At 70.9% G+C, this 17,830-nt stretch carries 17 protein-coding genes; 12 read left to right on the top strand and 5 right to left on the bottom strand.

Translation table 11 applies throughout. The features are described 5' to 3' along the window. Positions 1–60 precede the first annotated feature (60 nt). Positions 61–1,143 (bottom strand): LacI family DNA-binding transcriptional regulator, encoded by a 1,083-nt coding sequence (locus tag GUI43_RS02355; RefSeq protein WP_112697937.1) that lies wholly within the window; start codon positions 1,141–1,143, stop codon positions 61–63. A 185-nt stretch (positions 1,144–1,328) separates the two neighbouring features. On the opposite strand from GUI43_RS02355, the gene GUI43_RS02350 reads away from it, so the two are divergent. Genes GUI43_RS02350 through GUI43_RS02335 form a run of 4 tightly spaced genes read left to right on the top strand, consistent with a single transcriptional unit; the run spans position 1,329 to position 5,444 of the window. Further along, positions 1,329–2,549 carry an ABC transporter substrate-binding protein gene (locus GUI43_RS02350; protein WP_112584430.1) on the top strand — a complete coding sequence of 407 codons (1,221 nt, stop codon included), beginning with the start codon at positions 1,329–1,331 and terminating at the stop codon, positions 2,547–2,549. Further along, positions 2,546–3,658 carry an ABC transporter ATP-binding protein gene (locus GUI43_RS02345; RefSeq protein ID WP_112602616.1) on the top strand — a complete coding sequence of 371 codons (1,113 nt, stop codon included), beginning with the start codon at positions 2,546–2,548 and terminating at the stop codon, positions 3,656–3,658. The genes GUI43_RS02350 and GUI43_RS02345 overlap by 4 nt, the downstream gene beginning before the upstream one ends. Beyond that, on the top strand, positions 3,655–4,554 hold the full coding sequence (locus tag GUI43_RS02340) for an ABC transporter permease (RefSeq protein WP_112602615.1): 900 nt from the start codon (positions 3,655–3,657) through the stop codon (positions 4,552–4,554). Before GUI43_RS02345 ends, GUI43_RS02340 begins: the two co-directional genes overlap by 4 nt. Continuing rightward, positions 4,554–5,444, top strand: a complete 891-nt coding sequence (locus GUI43_RS02335) for an ABC transporter permease (protein ID WP_091406994.1) — start codon at positions 4,554–4,556, stop codon at positions 5,442–5,444. Before GUI43_RS02340 ends, GUI43_RS02335 begins: the two co-directional genes overlap by 1 nt. Here the strand turns inward: GUI43_RS02335 and GUI43_RS02330 are convergent. After that, positions 5,422–6,948: a gluconokinase gene (locus GUI43_RS02330; RefSeq protein ID WP_112584434.1), complete on the bottom strand. Its 1,527-nt coding sequence runs from the start codon at positions 6,946–6,948 to the stop codon at positions 5,422–5,424. The genes GUI43_RS02335 and GUI43_RS02330 overlap by 23 nt on opposite strands. Before the next feature lie 131 nt (positions 6,949–7,079). Between GUI43_RS02330 and GUI43_RS02325 the strand changes: the two genes are divergently transcribed. After that, on the top strand, positions 7,080–7,847 hold the full coding sequence (locus tag GUI43_RS02325) for a class I SAM-dependent methyltransferase (RefSeq protein WP_112584435.1): 768 nt from the start codon (positions 7,080–7,082) through the stop codon (positions 7,845–7,847). A gap of 13 nt (positions 7,848–7,860) precedes the next feature. Here the strand turns inward: GUI43_RS02325 and GUI43_RS02320 are convergent, their stop codons facing one another. The 3 genes from GUI43_RS02320 to GUI43_RS02310 all read right to left on the bottom strand — a co-directional run bounded on the left by GUI43_RS02320 (position 7,861) and on the right by GUI43_RS02310 (position 10,499). Then, on the bottom strand, positions 7,861–8,574 hold the full coding sequence (locus tag GUI43_RS02320; protein WP_112584436.1) for a hypothetical protein: 714 nt from the start codon (positions 8,572–8,574) through the stop codon (positions 7,861–7,863). Between the two features lie 106 nt (positions 8,575–8,680). Continuing rightward, positions 8,681–9,343: a response regulator gene (locus GUI43_RS02315; RefSeq protein ID WP_112584437.1), complete on the bottom strand. Its 663-nt coding sequence runs from the start codon at positions 9,341–9,343 to the stop codon at positions 8,681–8,683. Between the two features lie 25 nt (positions 9,344–9,368). After that, complete coding sequence (locus tag GUI43_RS02310) at positions 9,369–10,499, bottom strand: sensor histidine kinase (protein ID WP_225854947.1); 1,131 nt, start codon at positions 10,497–10,499, stop codon at positions 9,369–9,371. 144 nt (positions 10,500–10,643) lie between these two features. On the opposite strand from GUI43_RS02310, the gene GUI43_RS02305 reads away from it, so the two are divergent. The 7 genes from GUI43_RS02305 to GUI43_RS02275 all read left to right on the top strand — a co-directional run bounded on the left by GUI43_RS02305 (position 10,644) and on the right by GUI43_RS02275 (position 17,781). After that, positions 10,644–11,639: a carboxymuconolactone decarboxylase family protein gene (locus GUI43_RS02305; protein ID WP_112697838.1), complete on the top strand. Its 996-nt coding sequence runs from the start codon at positions 10,644–10,646 to the stop codon at positions 11,637–11,639. Positions 11,640–11,649: 10 nt separating this feature from the next. Further along, positions 11,650–12,102, top strand: a complete 453-nt coding sequence (locus tag GUI43_RS02300) for a DUF6220 domain-containing protein (protein WP_112697836.1) — start codon at positions 11,650–11,652, stop codon at positions 12,100–12,102. Next, positions 12,099–13,838: a multicopper oxidase family protein gene (locus GUI43_RS02295; RefSeq protein ID WP_112697834.1), complete on the top strand. Its 1,740-nt coding sequence runs from the start codon at positions 12,099–12,101 to the stop codon at positions 13,836–13,838. The genes GUI43_RS02300 and GUI43_RS02295 overlap by 4 nt, the downstream gene beginning before the upstream one ends. 25 nt (positions 13,839–13,863) lie before the next feature. Continuing rightward, entirely contained in the window at positions 13,864–14,307 is a 444-nt protein-coding gene (locus GUI43_RS02290; RefSeq protein ID WP_112697832.1) for an OsmC family protein, read from the top strand. Between the two features lie 58 nt (positions 14,308–14,365). Next, on the top strand, positions 14,366–15,451 hold the full coding sequence (locus GUI43_RS02285) for a hypothetical protein (RefSeq protein ID WP_112697830.1): 1,086 nt from the start codon (positions 14,366–14,368) through the stop codon (positions 15,449–15,451). 186 nt (positions 15,452–15,637) lie between these two features. Beyond that, the gene (locus GUI43_RS02280) at positions 15,638–17,035 is read left to right on the top strand and encodes a glycoside hydrolase family 62 protein (protein ID WP_112697828.1); all 1,398 of its coding nucleotides are present in this window, start codon (positions 15,638–15,640) and stop codon (positions 17,033–17,035) included. A gap of 263 nt (positions 17,036–17,298) precedes the next feature. Further along, complete coding sequence (locus GUI43_RS02275) at positions 17,299–17,781, top strand: GNAT family N-acetyltransferase (protein WP_146766733.1); 483 nt, start codon at positions 17,299–17,301, stop codon at positions 17,779–17,781. Positions 17,782–17,830 lie beyond the last annotated feature (49 nt).

The following is a 17,830-nucleotide window of genomic DNA, read 5'->3' as shown; positions in this document are numbered from 1 at the left end:
CCCGGCGTGGCTCCACCCGGGCAACGAGTTGTCGTTTCTTGTCGCGGGGCCGCGCGGCCCTCACGGCAGGTGGGCCGCCGGGCCGGGAACGGGCCGCTGCCGCACCCACGCCGGTCGGGCCCGACCGGGGCTCGGGTTGCGCACGGCCGTCGAGTCGCGGACCACGAGGCGTACCGGCAGGACCATCGGCCGGCCGGTGTGCCCGGGCGCCCCCTCGATCATCGTGAGCAGGTGCCGGGTAGCGGCCGAGCCTTCCGCGTAGAGCGGTGCCGCGACGGTGGTGAGCCCGGGCGTGACGATGTCGGCGGCGAGGATGTTGTCGAAGCCCACGACGCTGACGTCGCCCGGAACGTTGACGCCCATCCGGCTGAGACCGCGGATGATCCCGATGGCCATCTGGTCGTTGAAGGCCAGGACCGCCGTCGCGGGACGCGCGCACAGCTCCTGCGCGGCCCGCTCACCGCCCGCCAGGGTGGGGCTGAACGGCCCAATCTGGCGGACCTTGATCTCCAGCTCCATGCCCGCCTCGAGCAGCGAGCGCCAGCGCACACCATTGGGCCAGGACGCCTGCGGCCCCGCGACGTAGGTGATGTGGTCGTGCCCCAACTCGCCGAGGTGTTCGGCGGCCCGCCGCACCCCACGAGGGTCGTCCGTGACGACGCACGGCACGTCGGCGAGAGCGCGGTTGAGGACCACCACCGGCCGCTGCTTGGCGACCATCCGGATGGCCGAGTCGGACATCCGGCTGCTGGCCAGCACGATGCCGTCGACTGTCGACATGGTGCGTTCGACCGCCGCTCGTTCCAGCCGGTCGGACTCCTGGGCGTCGATCAGCACTGTGGTGTATTCGCCTTCGGCCGCCACCTCCTGCGCGCCGCGCACGATCTCGGCGTACACCGGGTTGGTGATGTCGGCGATGACCAGCGCGATCATCTGCGTACGGGATGTGGTGAGGGCGCGAGCGAGGGGGTTGGTCCGGTAGCCCAACCGCTCGGCGACCCGCCGGATCCGTTCGGCGGTCTCGGAATTGACGCGACTCGGTCGGGAGAAGGCGCGGGACACCGTGGACGGTGAGACGTCCGCCTCATGGGCGACGTCGTAGATCGTGACTCGCTGTCCCGGCGGCCTGATGTGGTCGGGCATCTGCATGCTCCTCCCGGCTACGCGCCGTGATCATGGTATGGCGGCAGTGAATACTCGGCAATGCCCCCGCAACAATCCAGCAGCCCGATCACATTCGCGCGAGGCAATACATGGCAACCCGTTGCCGCCGCGGCGCGCCGGCTGCCTCAATCAGCAGTGATGACACCTGGCGGAGGGAACGGCTCATGGGTATCTCGCGGCGCGGCGCTCTCCTGGTCACGGCATCGTCGCTCCTGGTGGGCACTGTCGGGTGTGGGGCACCCGAGGCCCCCGGCGACAACACTGGCGACAGCACCGGGGAGGTGCCACAGCGGCCCGGTAAGGCCGTCACGCTCAACGTCCTCGACGTGGCGGGCAACCTCCAGCTGACCCAGGGGATGATCGACGAGTTCGTCTCGAAGAACCCCGACGTGATCTCCCGGGTGACCTATTCGAAGGCGCCGGCGCCCGAGCTGGCCGGGAAGATCAAGGCCCAGCAGGGGGCGGACCGGGTGGACATCGGTCTCGTGCTGACCGGCGTCGACGGCCTGGCCGCCGGGATAGAGCAGGGGCTCTGGATCGACGTGTTGCCGACCTTCCAGGACCGTCTCGGCGGCATGAGCAACTACCTGGAGCCGGCCGCCGCGATGCAGAAGCTCGCCGGCAACGCGGGCGTCACCGTCACCTACTACCCGTCCGGTCCGCTGCTCGAATATCTGCCGTCGCGCCTGGCGACGCCACCCACCAGCGCGGACGCACTACTCGCCTGGGCCAGAGCCAACCCACGCAAATTCCAGTACGCCCGCCCGGCCAACTCCGGCCCGGGCCGGACGTTCCTGATGGGTCTGCCCTACATCCTGGGCGACTCGAACCCCAAGGACCCCACCGCGGGCTGGGACAAGACATGGGCCTTCCTCAAGGAGTTGGGCCAGTACGTCGACTACTACCCGTCCGGCACCACCGAGACGATGAAGAACCTCGCCAACGGCACCGCGCACCTGATCGTCAGCACAACCGGTTGGGACATCAACCCGCGGGTGCTCGGCACGGTGCCCAAGGAGGCCAGGATCACCCCGATCGACGGCTTCCACTGGGTCACCGACGCGCACTACGCCGTCCTGCCCAAGGGCGTGTCGACCGACACCCAGGCCGCCGTGCTGGCCCTGCTGGCGTTCATGCTCACCCCTGAACAGCAGGCGAAGGCGTACGACGAGGGTTACTTCTACCCGGGCCCGGCGATCAAGGAGGTCCAGCTCTCGTCGGCGCCGCAGAAGAGCCAGGACGCGATCCGGGAGTTCGGTCGCCCCGAGTACGACGCGCTGATCGCCGGAAACCCGACCGAGGTCCCGCTCGACGCGAAGAGCCTGGTGGCGGCGTTCAGCCGCTGGGACCGCGAGATCGGCGGCGGCAAGGTCAAGCAGGGATGAGCGCCTTCACCCAGCTGCGGCTGGACGGGGTGTCCCGCCGGTTCGGTGGCCAGGCCGCGCTCACCGAGCTGGACCTGACGATCGAGGCGGGGGAGTTCATCGCCCTGCTCGGCCCGTCCGGCTGCGGCAAGTCGACGGCGTTGAACTGCCTGGCCGGGCTGCTGCCGTTGACGCAGGGGAGCATCTGGCAGGACGAGCGCCGTATCGACACGCTCCCACCGGAGCGGCGCGGCTTCGGCATGGTGTTCCAGAGCTACGCCCTCTTTCCGCACCTGACGGTCCGGGCGAACATCGCCTTCGGACTGCGCATGCGGCGGCTGCCCAAGGAGGAGACGCGCCGGCGTACGGCGGAGGCGGTGCGGCTGGTGCGACTGGAGGACCACGTCGACAAGCTGCCCGGCCAGCTCTCGGGTGGCCAGCAGCAACGCGTCGCCATCGCCCGTGCCGTCGTGTTCGAGCCGTCCCTGGTGTTGATGGACGAGCCGTTGAGCAACCTCGACGCCAAACTGCGCCTGGAGATGCGGACCGAGATCCGCCGGCTGCACCAGTCGTTGGGGCTCACCACCGTCTACGTGACCCACGATCAGGAGGAGGCGCTGTCCCTGGCCGACCGACTGGTGGTGCTGCGGGAGGGGCGGGTGCAGCAGATCGGCTCGCCGCGTGAGCTGCACACCCGACCGGCGAACTGGCACGTCGCCGACTTCATGGGCTACCGCAACCTGTGGCGGGGGCGGGTGGAGCAGTCCGAAGGCGCCCGGGCCACCGTCGAGTCGTCCGGTCATCGCCTGCTCGGTGAGGTGGTGGGGGGCCTCCAGCCAGGGGCGGAGGCGGTGGTCGCGGTACGCCCCGAGGACATCCGCGTCGACGGGCCCGGCGAGACCCGCAACGCCATGTCGGCGACGGTCGAGGTGGTGGAGTACCAGGGCCGCGAGTTGGCGGCCGAGGCCCGTACCGACACCGGACTGCTGCTGCACCTGCGGACCGAGCAGCGGATCGCGCCCGGCGACCAGGTCAAGCTCGCCGTCGACCCGCAGCGGCTGCTCGTCTATCCCGCCGACGCGTCGACGCAACCCGACCGGCTCGCGGACGCCCCGGGGGCGACGCGGTGAGCGGCGCCGGGCCCGGGAGGCCGCTGGCGCACTGGCAGCACCGTCTCGCCGAGCGGGGCGTCGATCGTCAGCTCTGGTTGCTGGTCCCGGCCTTGGTCTTCGTCATCGCCCTGTTCCTCTACCCGTTCTTCTACGGCCTGACGCTCTCGTTCCAGCCGACCACTGGCGGGCCGTTCAGCGACTACGCCCGGTTCTTCTCCGACTCCTACGAGCGCGGCACGATCTGGATCACGCTGCGGATCGCGTTGCCCGCCGCGCTCCTGAACGTCCTCGCGGCGGTGCCGATCGCCTACCGGATGCGCGGCCGGTTCCGGGGCAAACGGCTGGTCACCACGCTGCTGGTCGTGCCGATCACACTCGGCACGGTCCTCACCGCACAGGGGTTGCTGAACTTCCTCGGCCCCACCGGCTGGTTCAACCGGATCCTGCTGGCCACCCATCTCGTCGACGAGCCGGTGCGGCTGACCCACAACTACTGGGGCGTGTTCTTCTCCCTGGTGATCACCGGCTTTCCATTCGCGTTCCTGCTGGTGCTCTCGTACCTGTCCGGCATCGACCCGACCCTGGAACGAGCGGCCGCGACGCTGGGCGCGGACTGGCGTCGTCGGTTCACCCGGATCACCCTGCCGCTGCTGATGCCCGGCCTCGCCACGACCTTCTGCCTGACGTTCGTCCTGGCGTTCAGTGTGTTCCCGTCGGCAGTTCTGGTCGGCAACCCGGCCGGGGAGACCCGGGTCATCTCCCTCGCCGCCTACCAGGCGGCCTACGAGCAGTACGACTACCCGTACGCGTCGGCGATCGCCATGATCATGGGCTTCGTCGAGCTGGTCATCATCGCTGTGGTGCTGGCCGCTCGTAGCCGCTTCTACACCGGCTCCAGCGGAGGCAAGGGCTGATGGCAACGACCACCCAGGCCCCACCAGCGCGGCCCCCCGCCACCAGCACCGACCGGCGGCGGCGCATCGCCGCGCGCCCGGCCGCCTGGATCGTGTGGGGCGTCGTCATCTTCTTCTTCCTCAACCTGCTGGGCGTCGTGGCGTCCGTGCTGGTCAGCTCGTTCGGCCAGCGCTGGTTCGACACCTGGCTCCCGGACGGCTACACCACCAGCTGGTACGCCCGAGCCTGGGACGAGTTCGCGCTCCTCCAGGTCATCGTCGTGACACTGGAGGTCTCCGTACTCGTCGTGGGCCTCTCGCTGGTGATCGGCGTGCCGGCCGCCTACGCCCTCGCGCGGCGCTCGTTCCCGGGCAAACGGCTGATCTTCCTGGTGTTCCTGCTGCCCATTCTGATGCCCCCGATCACGTACGGCATCCCGCTGGCGACAGTCCTCTACAAGTTCGGCCTGGCCGGGCACATGTCCGGGGTGGTGCTCGCCAACCTCGTGCCGTCGGTGCCCTTCGTCATCCTGACCATGACCCCGTTCATCGAGCAGATCGACCCGAGGATCGAGAGCGCCGCGCGCATGTGCGGCGCGGGCCTGCGGACGGTGTTCCTCCGGGTCCTCACGCCGCTGCTCGTGCCGGGCATCCTCGCCTCCGCGATCCTCGTGCTGGTCCGCACCGTGGGCATGTTCGAGCTCACCTTCCTGACTGCGGGGCCCGACTCGCAGACCCTGGTGGTGGCGCTCTACTACTCGATGTCCGCGTCCGGTATTAGGGCTCAGCAGTCGGTCGACGCCATGGCGGTCATCTACACCTCGATGATGCTGGTCCTCCTCGTCGTCGCGCTGCGCTACGTCAACCCGACCCAGCTGGTGGCCCAGGTCAAGGACGAGCCGGAGCACTGAGGCCGGCGCCGGCGTCGAGGATCTCGCCCAGGCGACCCGCGACGGTGAGGAGCGCGGGCAGTCTCGTCCGCAGACCGCGATAGGCCGCGGCGAGAGCCGGGTCCACAGCGACGGGCTCGCCGGCGGCGACCGCGGGATCGAGCTGGGTGACCGCCTCCTGGAGATCGGCGGTGTGCCCGGTCGCGAAGAGCCCGAGGGTCGCCGCGCCGAGGGTGACGTGGTCGGCCACACCCGCGACGCGGACCGGGCAGTCCAGCACCGCCGCCATCACCTCGCGCCACAGCGGGGACGCGAAGGCGCCGCCGGTCAGGCGGACGCTGCCGATCGGCGTCAACTCGGCCAGCCGGTCACGGACACCAGCGAGTTGCAGGCAGACGCCCTCCACGGCGGCCCGGACCAGGTGCCCGCGCGAGTGCTCGCTGCGCAGGCCCAGGAACGCGCCCGGCGGGGCACAGCCCTGCGGCGGGGCCTCGTCGGCCCGCAGGTAGGGCAGCATCACGAGACCACCGCTGCCCGGTGCGATCCGCTCGGCGAGGTCCAGGAGCGCGGGCGCGGCACTGTCGTCACCGAGGACGCGTCCCGCCCACCGTACGACGTTGCCGCCGTTGCTGACCGCGCCGCCGACAACCCAGGCGTCGTCGGTCAGCGCACCGCAGGCGAAGGTCTCGCCCGGGTCGGTGAGGGGAGCCTCGACGACAGTCCGCAGGGCCCCGGTGGCCCCGAGCGTCAGGCCACCGACGCTGGGGTCGATCGCCGCCGCGCCCAGACTCCGCAACGGACCGTCTCCCGCGCCGACGACGACCGGTGTGCCGGAGGGCAGGCCGACCGCGCGTCCGGCCGTCGGCGACAACCGCAACACCGCAGTCGTGGGCAGCACCGGGGGCAGCTGACTCTCGGACACCCCGGCAAGATCGAGTACGGCGGAACTCCACAGTCGGCGGTGCACATCGAACATCCCGGTGCCGGATGCCGAGGACAGCTCGGTCACCAACATCCCGGTGAGCCGATGGACCACGTAGTCCTTGAGGCCGATCCACCACCGCGTCGCCGTGCAGAGGTACGGCTCATGGCGGGCGAACCACAGGAGCTTGCAGAGCGGGTTCATCGAATGCACGGGTGTGCCCGTCAACCGGTGCAGCTCCCGGCTCTGGCCGGACAACCGCAACTCACGGGCCGCCTCCGACGACCGCGCGTCCCGCCGGGTCAGCAGCGGCGTCACCGGCGTCATGGCCGCGTCCAGCCCGATCAGGCCGTACCTGGCGGAGCTCAGCGCGAGGGCGACCACCTCCGCCCCGGCGGTGCCGGCCACACACGCGGACATCGCCGCCACTGTGGCCGCCATCAGCACGTCCGGCTCCTGTACCTGCCAGCCGGGCATCGGCTCAAGCAGTGGGTACTCCCGCGTTGCGACGTGTCGTGCGGTGCCGTCCAACGCGAACGCGACAGCCCGCACGGCAGTGGTGCCCACGTCGACACCGACGATCACCCGACGCTCCGGCCCCATCCGCACATGGTCGAGCGGTGTTCGGCGGGCCGGCAAGCGGTTGCGCGCAGTTGTCGTCACGGCGGCGCGTAGCCCACCCGTTGCCTGGAAGACCGGGCATCGCCGACGCGAGTGGTGACAGGATTGTCGGCATGCCTGCTCGCGCACTGAGCTTTGGAATGGTGGCCCAACGATACGAGCGGTACCGACCGGGCTACCCCGCCGAGCTTGTCGACCTGGTGCTGACGTACGTGGATCGGCCCATTCGAACGGCCCTGGAGATCGGCGCCGGAACCGGCAAGGCGACCCGGCTGTTCGCCGGAGCGGGCGTCACTGTCACCGCGACCGAGCCGGACGGGGCCATGCTCGCCGAGCTGCGCAGGCACGTGCCAGCAGGCGTCCGGACCGTGCGGGCCGCATTCGAGGACCTGCGGCCGGGCGCGAGGTACCACCTGGTCTACGCGGCAGCGGCACTGCACTGGACGAAACCGGAGGAGCGATGGTCGCGGATGGCCGCGCTGCTGGAACCCGGCGGCGTGTTCGCCTCGTTCGGTGGACCGACCCAGCTGGTTGACCCGGCGGTGGCGGACGCTGTCCGCGTCGCCCGGGCACCCTTCCTGGAGAGCGACGAGATTCCGTCGCCCGATGGCACGCCCGCGGGGCAGGCCATGCAGTGGCCGGGCACCGAGCTCCAGCGGTCCGAATGGTTCACCGATGTGCAGCAGACCGTGATCGAGCGTCGGCTGACGATGAGTGCTCGCGACTACGTCGGGCATCTGTCGACGATCTCGGCGTATCTCGAGCTGCCGACCTCGGAGCAGGAGCAGGTCTTCGCCCAGATCGAACAGGTCCTGCCCGAGACGGTCGAGCTCTCCGCCGACGTCATCGTGCATCTCGCGCGTCGACGCCCCGATCAGTAGCGCCCGCTGGCGCTCAGACCAGGAACTCCTCCCGCATCCGCGCGCCCAGGTTGATCCCGCCCACCGCCCGGGGGCTGGACGGGTCGTGCACCGCGACGGTGTTGTTGCGACGCATCAGCTCACGGACCGCGGGCGGCAGTCGCGGCGGGTCGTCCATCGCCGCGAGGACCTGCCCGGCACTGACGATCAGTCGATCGGCCAGGGTGGCGGCGTCGGTGTCCACCCGCACCCGGCCGTACTCCCAGCCGGAGGTGGTCAGGTCGAGCACCTCGAACACGCGGGTCACCAGCGGGTTCGGGTCGGTCACCCGGTCGAGCCGGGGCGCCCGGGTGCCGACCACTGTGACGGCGGCGGCCACCTGCGCGTACGGGTGGAAGCCACACGGCAACGCGAACAGCGGCCAGCGCAGGGCCGGGCCCGCCTCCTTCCACAGCGGCCGGTAGTTACGGCGGTGCACCAGCAGCCGTCGGCCGGTCCGTCGGTGGATCTCCTGGGCCTGGGCCTGAAGGTCCACGTGGGCCTCGTCGGCGACCTGACTCACGATCCGGGTCGCCACCACCAGGCCGTCGTCACTGTCGAGCGAACCGGTGAGCGCGTCGACCTGCTCGTTGAACCGGATCCGCGCGTGGGGGCCGTACCGGGACTGGACGTCGTGCAGCAGCGCCTGCTGGCGTCCCGGGTCGAGCTGGACCTTCCTACCGCCCAGCAATCGACGGAGCCAACGCATGTCGCCTCGATTCAGCAGAGCCGTCGCGGACGGCGGCAATGCTAGTGCGTCGATCCTCCCTCATGTTGCCAAGGGGGGTTGATCGGGGCCTTCTCGGAGACGGCGTTCACCGCCGACGGGGCGTGATCAGCCCCGACTCGTACGCCCACACGACCAGCTGCGCCCGGTCGCGGCAGTGCAGCTTCGTCATCGCCCGGTTGACGTGTGTCTTGGCGGTCAGCGGACTGATCACCATGCGCACGGCGATCTCGTCGTTGGTCAGCCCACGGGCGACCAGCTGGACGACCTCCTGCTCCCGGGCGGTCAGTACGTCGCGCCCGGCCGTTGGCACGGCCGGCGGTGGGCCGGCCACGAACTCACTGATCAGTGTGCGGGTGACCGTCGGCGCGAGCAGCGCGTCACCGCGCGCGACGACGGTGACGGCGTGCAGCAGGTCGGCGGGGTCGGCGTCCTTCAGGAGAAAGCCGCTGGCGCCGGCGCGGAGGGCGGCGAACACATAGGAGTCGAGCCCGTAGTTGGTGAGGATGAGCACGCGGATCGCGGCGAGGTCGGGATCAGCGGCGATGCGCCGGGTGGCCTCGATGCCGTCGAGGCCCGGCATCTGCACGTCCATCAGGACGACGTCCGGGCGCAGACACCGCGACAGGTGGACGGCCGAGGTGCCGTCGGTCGCCTCGCCGACGACCTCCAGGTGGTCCTCGGCGTCGAGCAGTGCCCGGAAGCCGGCTCGCATCAGCGCCTGGTCGTCGGCGAGCAGCACCCGGATCATCCCGGCTCCTCCGGGAGGCGGGCGGTCATCGCGGGCCGTCCAGCGGGAAGGTGGCCCGTACGGTGAACCCGTGGTCGTCGTGCGCGGCGGTCCGCAGCGTGCCGCCCAGGGCGCTGACCCGCTCCCGCATGCCGCGCAGGCCCACGCCCGGGGTCAACGGCTCGGCCAGTGACGCCTGACCGTCGTCGGTGACCGCGACGGTCAGCCCCGCCGGGGCGTACTCCACCTGGATGTGCGCTGTCGCGGGCCCGGCGTGGCGGGCCACGTTGGTGAGTGCCTCCTGGATGACCCGGTACCCGGCCTGGTCGACCTCGTCGGGCAGATCCCCGCGCTGGCCGGTGACGGTCACCTGCACCGGTACGCCGGCCGCCCGGGTCCGCTCGGCCAGCTCGTCCACCCGGGCCAGCCCGACCCGATCGCCGTCGGTTGGTGCGCGGAGGACGTCCAGGGTCGTACGGAGTTCCCGCATCGCGGCGCCGCTGGCCTCCTGGATCGCCAGCAGCGTGGCCGACGGCTCCTCGCCGTGCTTGCGCGCCAGGTGCACGGCGATCCCGGCCTGCACCTTGATCACCGAGATGCTGTGGGTCAGGGAGTCGTGCAGGTCGCGGGCGATGCGCAGGCGCTCCTCCCCGGCGCGCCGCAACGCCATCTCCTCGCGGGTGCGTTCGGCCTCGATCGCCCGTTGCTCGACCTGCTCCAGGTACGCCCGGCGCTGCCGCGCGACGAGCCCGGCGACGTTGGCCGCCACGAACCAGCCGAGCAGCAGGGCCGTCCGCTCGGCGACCAGTTGGCCCGGTCGGCCGGCCGGCGCCATCGAGATGTCGCGGGCCAAAAAGCTACCGAGGAAGGCGAGGCTCGCCACGGCGGAGGCCGACCGGTGTCCCTGCCAGGCGCTGACGTACACCGCGCAGAGGACGGGGAACGCGGCGGACACCCCGGGGTGCACCCGGACGTGAACGGCCAGCATGGCGACGGTGACCACGCCCAGCGCCACCACCGGGTAGCGCCGGCACGCCGCCAGGGCCACCACAGTGGCGAGGACCAGGGCGACGTCGAGCACCTCGACCGGCGCGGCGTCCGGGGTGAGCACGGCGTTGCCGAGCAGGAGGACGCCGAGGGCGAGCCCGCCGAGGGCGTACGGGAGGTCGCGGCGCATGGTCGCACTGTAGAACGGCCGTCGTCGGTGGAGCATCCCGCGCGCGTGGTACCTGCGGCGTACCACGGGCGCGGTATGAGCGGCGGGGCAAGTGTCTGCGGCGGCACGACGTTTTTCCGGCCCGCCGGAACGAGCATCGAGCCCATGACATACCGCTTCTTCACCCCCACGCCGACGAGGGCGGCCACCGGCCGCACAGCGGCCGTCTACCAACAGTTGCGCGACGACTTTCTCGGGCCGTTGCCGACCTTCCAGGCGCTCTCGGCCGTGCCGGAGGTGCTGGCCGCGACCTGGGCGCTGATGCGGGAGGCGCTGCTCGCCGGCGACGCGCCCCGGGTCGAGCGCGAACTCGTCGCGGCAGCGGTGTCCCGGGCCAACCGCTGTCAGTTCTGCGTCGACGCCCACGTGCTGCTGCTGCACGCGCTGGGCGCACCGAAGCTGGCCGAGGCCGTCGCCCGGGGCGAGACGCCCACCGAGCCGAGGCACGCCGCGCTCGTCGTCTGGGCGCAGGCGAGCCGCAGCCCCAGAGCCGCCGACTGGACCAGCACCCACGGCCCGGAGATCACCGGCACCCTGCTCGCCTTCCACTTCATCAACCGGGTCGTCTCCGCGTTGCTCGACCCCGACCTGCTCCCCGGCGGCCTGCAACGCTCCCCACTGGTGCGCTCGGTCGGGGGCCGGCTCTACGCCAAGGCGGCCCGGGAGCCGAAGGAGCCCGGCCGAAGCCTCCCGCTCCTCGACGCCGACCCGACCACATCACCTCCCGCCTGGGCGGGGGACAGCCCGGTGGGCGTCGCCTACGCGTCGCTGCGGGACGCCGCCACCCGGGGTGGGGACCTGCTGCTGGGCGACGTGGCGCGCCAGACCGTCACGGCCACGGTGCGCTGGGAGGACGGGCGGTTCCCGGCCCGGCCGGCGGACTGGGCCGTCGACCTGGTCCGGGACGTGCCGGGCACGGACCGCATCGGGACGCGGATCGCGTTGCTGGCGGCGTTCGCGCCCAGCGCGATCAGCCCGGGCGACGTCGCTCTCTGGCGGCTCTCCCACCCCGCCGACGCCGACCTCGTGCGGTTGGTCGCGTACGGGGCGATCACGGCCACCGATCACGTCGCCCGGGCCCTCGCCTCGGCGCGCCTCTAGGAGGTAACCCATGCGCAAGGCATTCGTCATCATCAGCGCTCTGCTGCTCGTCGCGTTCGCCGTGCAGTTCGTCCTCGCCGCCGTGGGCGGGTTCACCAGACCCGCCGGCGACGACGCGTACGCGCTGCACAGCGTCAACGGCATGGCGGTCATCCCGACTCTCACAGTGCTCACCGCAGTGTTCGCCGCCCTGGCGAAGGCACCGGGAAGGGTCGTCGGCCTGGCGATCCTGCCGATCGGCCTCGTCGTCCTCCAGCCGCTCATCGCCATGCTGGCCGAGGCGTCCACTGACGCGTCGGGTGTCAGCACCCCGCTCGGCCTGACCATCGGTGGGTTGCACGCGCTCAACGGAATCATCGCGGTGCACGTCGTGGTCGGTGTCCATCGGGCGGCGCGACAGCTGAGCGTCCCGGTTCCCGCCGTCACGGCTCGGCTGGTCACCCGGGAAGGAGAGCCGGCGTGACCACCGGGTCGCTGCTCGCGGCCGACCTCGTGATCGCGGTCCTCGCGGCTGCCGCCTGGCTGGGCGGTGGCGCCGCGTCCGCCGCCCGTCGCCGCCCGCTCGCGCTGGGACTGGCGGCCGTCGCGCTGCTCGCCACGCTCGCCCGCGCGATCACGATCTCCGCCCTCGCCCGCGCCGGCTGGTGGTTCGCCGCGGAGAAGGTCCTCATCGCTGCCCCACTGTCGCTCGCGGCGGTGGGGATCGCCGGTCCGCGGTTGCTGCGGGCCCCGGGCGACATCCGGGCCGTCGCGGTTCCGCTCCTCTTCGCCGGGTACGCCACGAGCAGCGCCCTGCTCGTGACGATCCTGCACGGCTATCCGGCGTCGGCCGGGGCGGGGCTGCTCGCGGTCGCCGGAGTCGTGGCGGCGACGGTGATCTCGGGGCGCGCGCTCGGTGCGCACCTGCCCCGGACGGTGTCCCGGGTGGCCCTCGTGGTGGCGGTCGCGGCGCTGCTGACCGGAACCGGGCTGACCGTCGCTCCGGGCGCCGCGCCCGCCGTACCGCATGATCATGGTTCTCCGGCGGCCCGGATCGCCGACGAACCCACCCGGCGGTTCACGCTGACCGCCGGGACCGCCACTGTGGACGCGGGCGGCCGGAACGTCGCGGCGTGGGCGTTCAACGGGCAGGTCCCCGGACCGGAGCTCACCGCCACCGTCGGCGACGTCCTGGAGGTGACGCTGCGCAACCGGGACATCGGGCGCGGCGTCACAGTGCACTGGCACGGGTACGACGTGCCGAACGATCAGGACGGGGTACCCGGGGTGACGCAGGCGGCGGTGCGGCCCGGGCAGGAGTTCGTCTACCGGTTCCGCGCCGACCAGGCCGGAACGTACTGGTATCACACGCATTCGGCCTCCGATGTCGGCGTGCGGATGGGTCTCTACGGCGTGCTGGTGGTGCGACCGGGCCCGGCGACCGGCCTCGACGTCACAGTGCCGGTGCACACCCTGGCGGGCCGTCCGTTGCCCGCGCCGAAAGTGGAGCAGGTCGAGGCCGGCCTGCCGGTGCGGTTGCGGCTGATCAACACCGACAGCACGACGCACCGGTACGCAGTGGTCGGGACCGCGTTCCGGGTGGCCGCGATCGACGGCGTCGACCTGCGCGGCCCGACGCCGCTGGCGGACACCGCGGTGCTGATCCCGGCCGGGGGCCGCTACGACCTGGTCTTCGACGCGCCGGCGACCCCGGTGGCGCTGTTCGTCGACGGGCGGGCGGTCTACTCGACAGGCCCGGTGTCGACGGCGACCGGCGCCTGGCCGGTGCTCGACCCGCTCGGCTACGGCGCGACCGCTCCGGTGCCCTGGTCCCGGTTCGACAAGACGTTCACCCTCGTCCTCGATCGCGGCCTCGACCTGCGCAGACTGCTACCGCGGTACGCCCACACCGTCAACGGCGCGGCCGACCCGGACATCCCACCGCAGGTCGTACGCCTGGGTGACGTCGTACGGTTCACGATCGTCAACCGGTCGCAGATCGTGCACCCGTGGCACCTGCACGGCCACCACGTCCTGGTGCTGGCCCGCGATGGCAAGCCGGCGACCGGAAGCCCGTTGTGGCTGGACTCGTTCGACGTCCGTCCGGGCGAGGTGTGGGAGGTGGCGTTCCGGGCCGACAACCCGGGGATGTGGGCCAATCACTGCCACAACCTGGCGCACGCCGATGCCGGGATGACGCTGCATCTCATGTACTCGTGATCGCGGAGGCCTGTAGTTTTCTGTCATGACTGAGGACACCTTCCGTTCGGTGGCGATCGAGCGCACCAGCCTGGGCAACTACGTCGTGCGGAACTCCCGTGGCGGCTCGGTGTCGTTGGGCACGGGCGAGGACAGCAGTTTCACGCCGGTGGAGTTGCTACTGGCCGCCATCGGCGGCTGCACTGCTGTGGACGTGGACCACATCACCAGTCGTCGGGCCGAGCCGACCGAGTTCGCCGTCGCCGTCACCGGTGACAAGATCCGGGACGAGGCCGGCGGAAACCGGATGCGGAACCTGCGGGTCGAGTTCGCAGTGACGTTCCCGGAGGGCGCGGAGGGCGACGCGGCCCGTGCGGCGCTGCCCCGGTCGTTGCAGCAGTCGCACGATCGGTTGTGCACTGTCTCCCGTACCGTCGAGCTCGGCACTCCCGTCGCGATCGCCGAGGGCCCCGGGACCACCGGGGACTGACGGGCGCTGAGCACGGCTACTCAGGCCCCTGCGGTTCGTTCGGGTGAGGATGACGGGCATGCGTCGACTACTGGTGCCACTGCTGATCCTGCTCACCATGGTGGCGGCGTGCGCCGACCCGAACGCCCAGCCGGGTCGCTCGGACCCGTCAGTCGCGGAGCCGGCGCCCACCGAACTGCTCGCCGACGGCAGCGTGCCCTGGGCCGACCTGAAGATCACCGGCGAGGACCTCAACGGCCGCCCTGCCGCGCCGAGAACGCCGGCCCCCGGCAGCGAACCGTGCCGGGCGGAGCAGCTGACCGGCCGGCTCACCACCTGGACGCGGCCCGGCACCGGCGGCGAGACGCCTCGCGGCTTCGACGCCGCCATCGGCAAGCTCATCGGCGAAGTGGACGTACGGAACTCGTCGACTGTCGAGTGCACCCTGCAGGGCGAGGTGCCCACGACCATGCTCGCCGGCGGCCGCGAGATCCCGATGCTCTACACCCACGGCATCAACGAGGAGGGCCGTACCCGGGTGGTCGCCGTGCCGGTCGGCGGCCACGCCAGCCTGCGCCTGGACTGGTCCGGGCCGTTCTGTCAGCCCGTGAGGGGTTCGTTGGAGCTCGCGATCGAGTTGCCGCACGACGGCGGCAGGTTGCGCGCACCGGTCACCGCCGACGAGCGTCCGGGCTGTCCGCAGGGGGAGGGGGTGCACCCGCGCGCGCGGGGAACGCTGTCCGCGAGCGGGTTCACCGAGCCGGTGACGGTGTCGAAGCCCCCGTCCTCGCCGCTCGAAAAGCTCACCGTCGCTGTTCAGGGGCCGACGACCGCCGCCGCCGGGTCGCGGCTCACCTTCCGGGTGACGCTGGGCAACCCGACCGACGGCCCCCTCGCGCTGGACCCCTGCCCGGGCTACCTGATGGAACGGTTCTCTCTCGGCGACGCGACGAACGATGCGGTGAACTCGGCCCAGCTGTACCGGCTGAACTGCCGCGCGCTCCCGCAGATCCCTGCCGGCGGCAGCGCCGTGTTCGAAATGGTCGCCGAGGTGCCAGCCTCGATGCGGGCCGGGCGCGAGCTGAGCGTGACCTGGAAGTTGTATCTGCCGCACTACGTGCAGCGGGGCAACCAGTTCGGTGTCCTCACCCTCACCGTCGTCTGAGAACGGTCGCTGCTGGGCCAGCCGCACCGGCGAAGTCGATGTGGGCGAGAACGAGGGATAGATGCTGTTGAGGGTATGGGAGCGCTCCCGTAACATACCTGACGCGGCCTGTTAACGCTCACAATCGGTCACCGCACAATGACCCCCACCAATGCAGAGGCCGCCGTCCCGCGAGGAGGGTGCTACATGACCAGATCCAGAGCCACCAATGTCGGTCTGGTTGCGGCCGGCGTCGGCTTACTGATGTCGTCGACAGTTGTCGCGGCGCTGCCGGCCGGTGCCGCGGCTGAGGGTTGTTCGGTGAACTACGCCGTGTCGTCGCAGTGGCAGGGCGGCTTCGGCGCCAGCGTGGCGATCACGAACCTGGGTGATCCGTTGAGCAGTTGGACCTTGACCTGGTCGTACGGCGCCGGGCAGACGGTGACGCAGGCCTGGAACACGTCGCTGACGCAGAGCGGGTCGGCGGTGACGGCGAAGAACGTGAGCTACAACGGTGGGATCCCGACCAACGGCACTGTGTCGTTCGGGTTCAACGGGTCCTGGACGGGCAGCAACCCCGACCCGGCGAGCTTCGCCCTGAACGGCGTCACCTGCACCGGCGGCACGACGACTCCGCCGCCGACCGACCCGCCGCCGACCACCCCGCCGCCGACCGATCCGCCGCCGACCACGTGCAACCTTCCCTCGACGTACCGGTGGTCCTCCACCGGGGTGTTGGCGACCCCGAGGTCGGGCTGGGTGTCACTCAAGGACTTCACCGTCGCCCCCTACAACGGCCAGCAACTCGTCTACGCCACCACCCACGACAACGGCACCCGGTGGGGCTCGATGAACTTCGGCCTCTTCACGAACTACTCGCAGATGGCCTCGGCCAGCCAGAACGCGATGAACAACGCGACCGTCGCGCCGTCGCTGTTCTACTTCGCCCCGAAGAACATCTGGGTGCTCGCCTACCAGTGGGGTGGGCCGGCGTTCTCCTACCGGACCTCGACCAACCCGACCAACCCGAACGGCTGGTCCGCGGCACAGACCCTGTTCAGCGGAAGCATCACCGGTTCGGGCACCGGCCCGATCGACCAGGCGGTCATCGGTGACGACACGAACATGTACCTGTTCTTCGCCGGTGACAACGGCAAGATCTACCGGGCCAGCATGCCGATCGGCAACTTCCCCGGCAGCTTCGGCTCCAACTACACGACCATCATGAGCGACACCACGAACAACCTCTTCGAGGCCGTTCAGGTCTACAAGCTCCAGGGCCAGACCCGTTATCTCATGATTGTCGAGGCGATCGGTTCGCAGGGCCGCTACTTCCGCTCGTTCACGGCCACCAGCCTGGGCGGCTCGTGGACGCCGCAGGCCACCAGCGAGAGCAACCCGTTCGCCGGCAAGGCCAACAGCGGCGCCACCTGGACCAACGACATCAGCCACGGTGAGCTGCTGCGCACCAACGCCGACCAGACGATGACAGTCGACCCCTGCAACCTGCAACTGCTCTACCAGGGTCGTTCCCCCAGCTCCGGCGGCGACTACGGCCTCCTGCCGTACCGGCCGGGTCTGCTGACCCTGCAGCGCCCGGTTTGATCAGGCTCGACTGACCCGGACGGGCGGGCTCGGTATCACGCCGAGCCCGCCCGCACCACGCCGGGATCCACTCGGGTTCAGGGAAGTCGCGGTATACCGGTCGTCCTGACGCCGCGACTTCCCGAACGCGAGTCGATCAAGCAACGGCAGCGCTGAGGCCGGCGGCCACGTCCGTGTAAGGATGTTGTGTGAGCTGCGAATCAACAATGTCGTCGGCGGTCGATCCAATCGCCTCCTCTCTCGCACTGGAAGGGGAGGGGATTGTGCTGCGGGACTGGCTCGACGCCGATCTGCCGCACATGCCGGGCCTCTTCGACGCGCCGGACATCGCCGCGAACACCGATATTCCTTCTCCATTCGACGCGGACGCCTTTCTGGTCAGAATTCGGCGGCGCCGTGCCCAGGGCATTGTCGACCTGGCCGTGACGCGCGACGGCGAGGAGCCGCGTGGCCTCGTCGCACTGCACGTGGCGAGCGGGGTGCTGGGGTACGCCATCGGCCCCTCGCACCGCGGCCGAGGCCTGGCGTCGCGTTCTCTGCGGTTGATGACGACGTTCTGCCACGAAGAACTCGGCTTCACCCGACTGCGGCTGAGCATCGTGCAGGGCAATGTGCCCTCGCGGCGGGTCGCCGAGTCCGCCGGATACGTCCGGAGCGACGATGCCGTCGTCGAGAGGACGAATGGGTTGGGGCAGCCGAAGCTGCTCGAAACGTGGCACTGGATCGCTCCCGTGACGTCGGGCTGACAAAGACGGGATACGACACGCACCATCGGGACCGCCTGTGGCTGACGAG

Source organism: Micromonospora noduli, from assembly GCF_003264365.1.
GTDB lineage: Bacteria > Actinomycetota > Actinomycetes > Mycobacteriales > Micromonosporaceae > Micromonospora > Micromonospora noduli.
The sequence above is the reverse complement of the archived record's forward strand: the minus strand, read 5'-3'. Positions and strand labels throughout refer to the sequence as shown.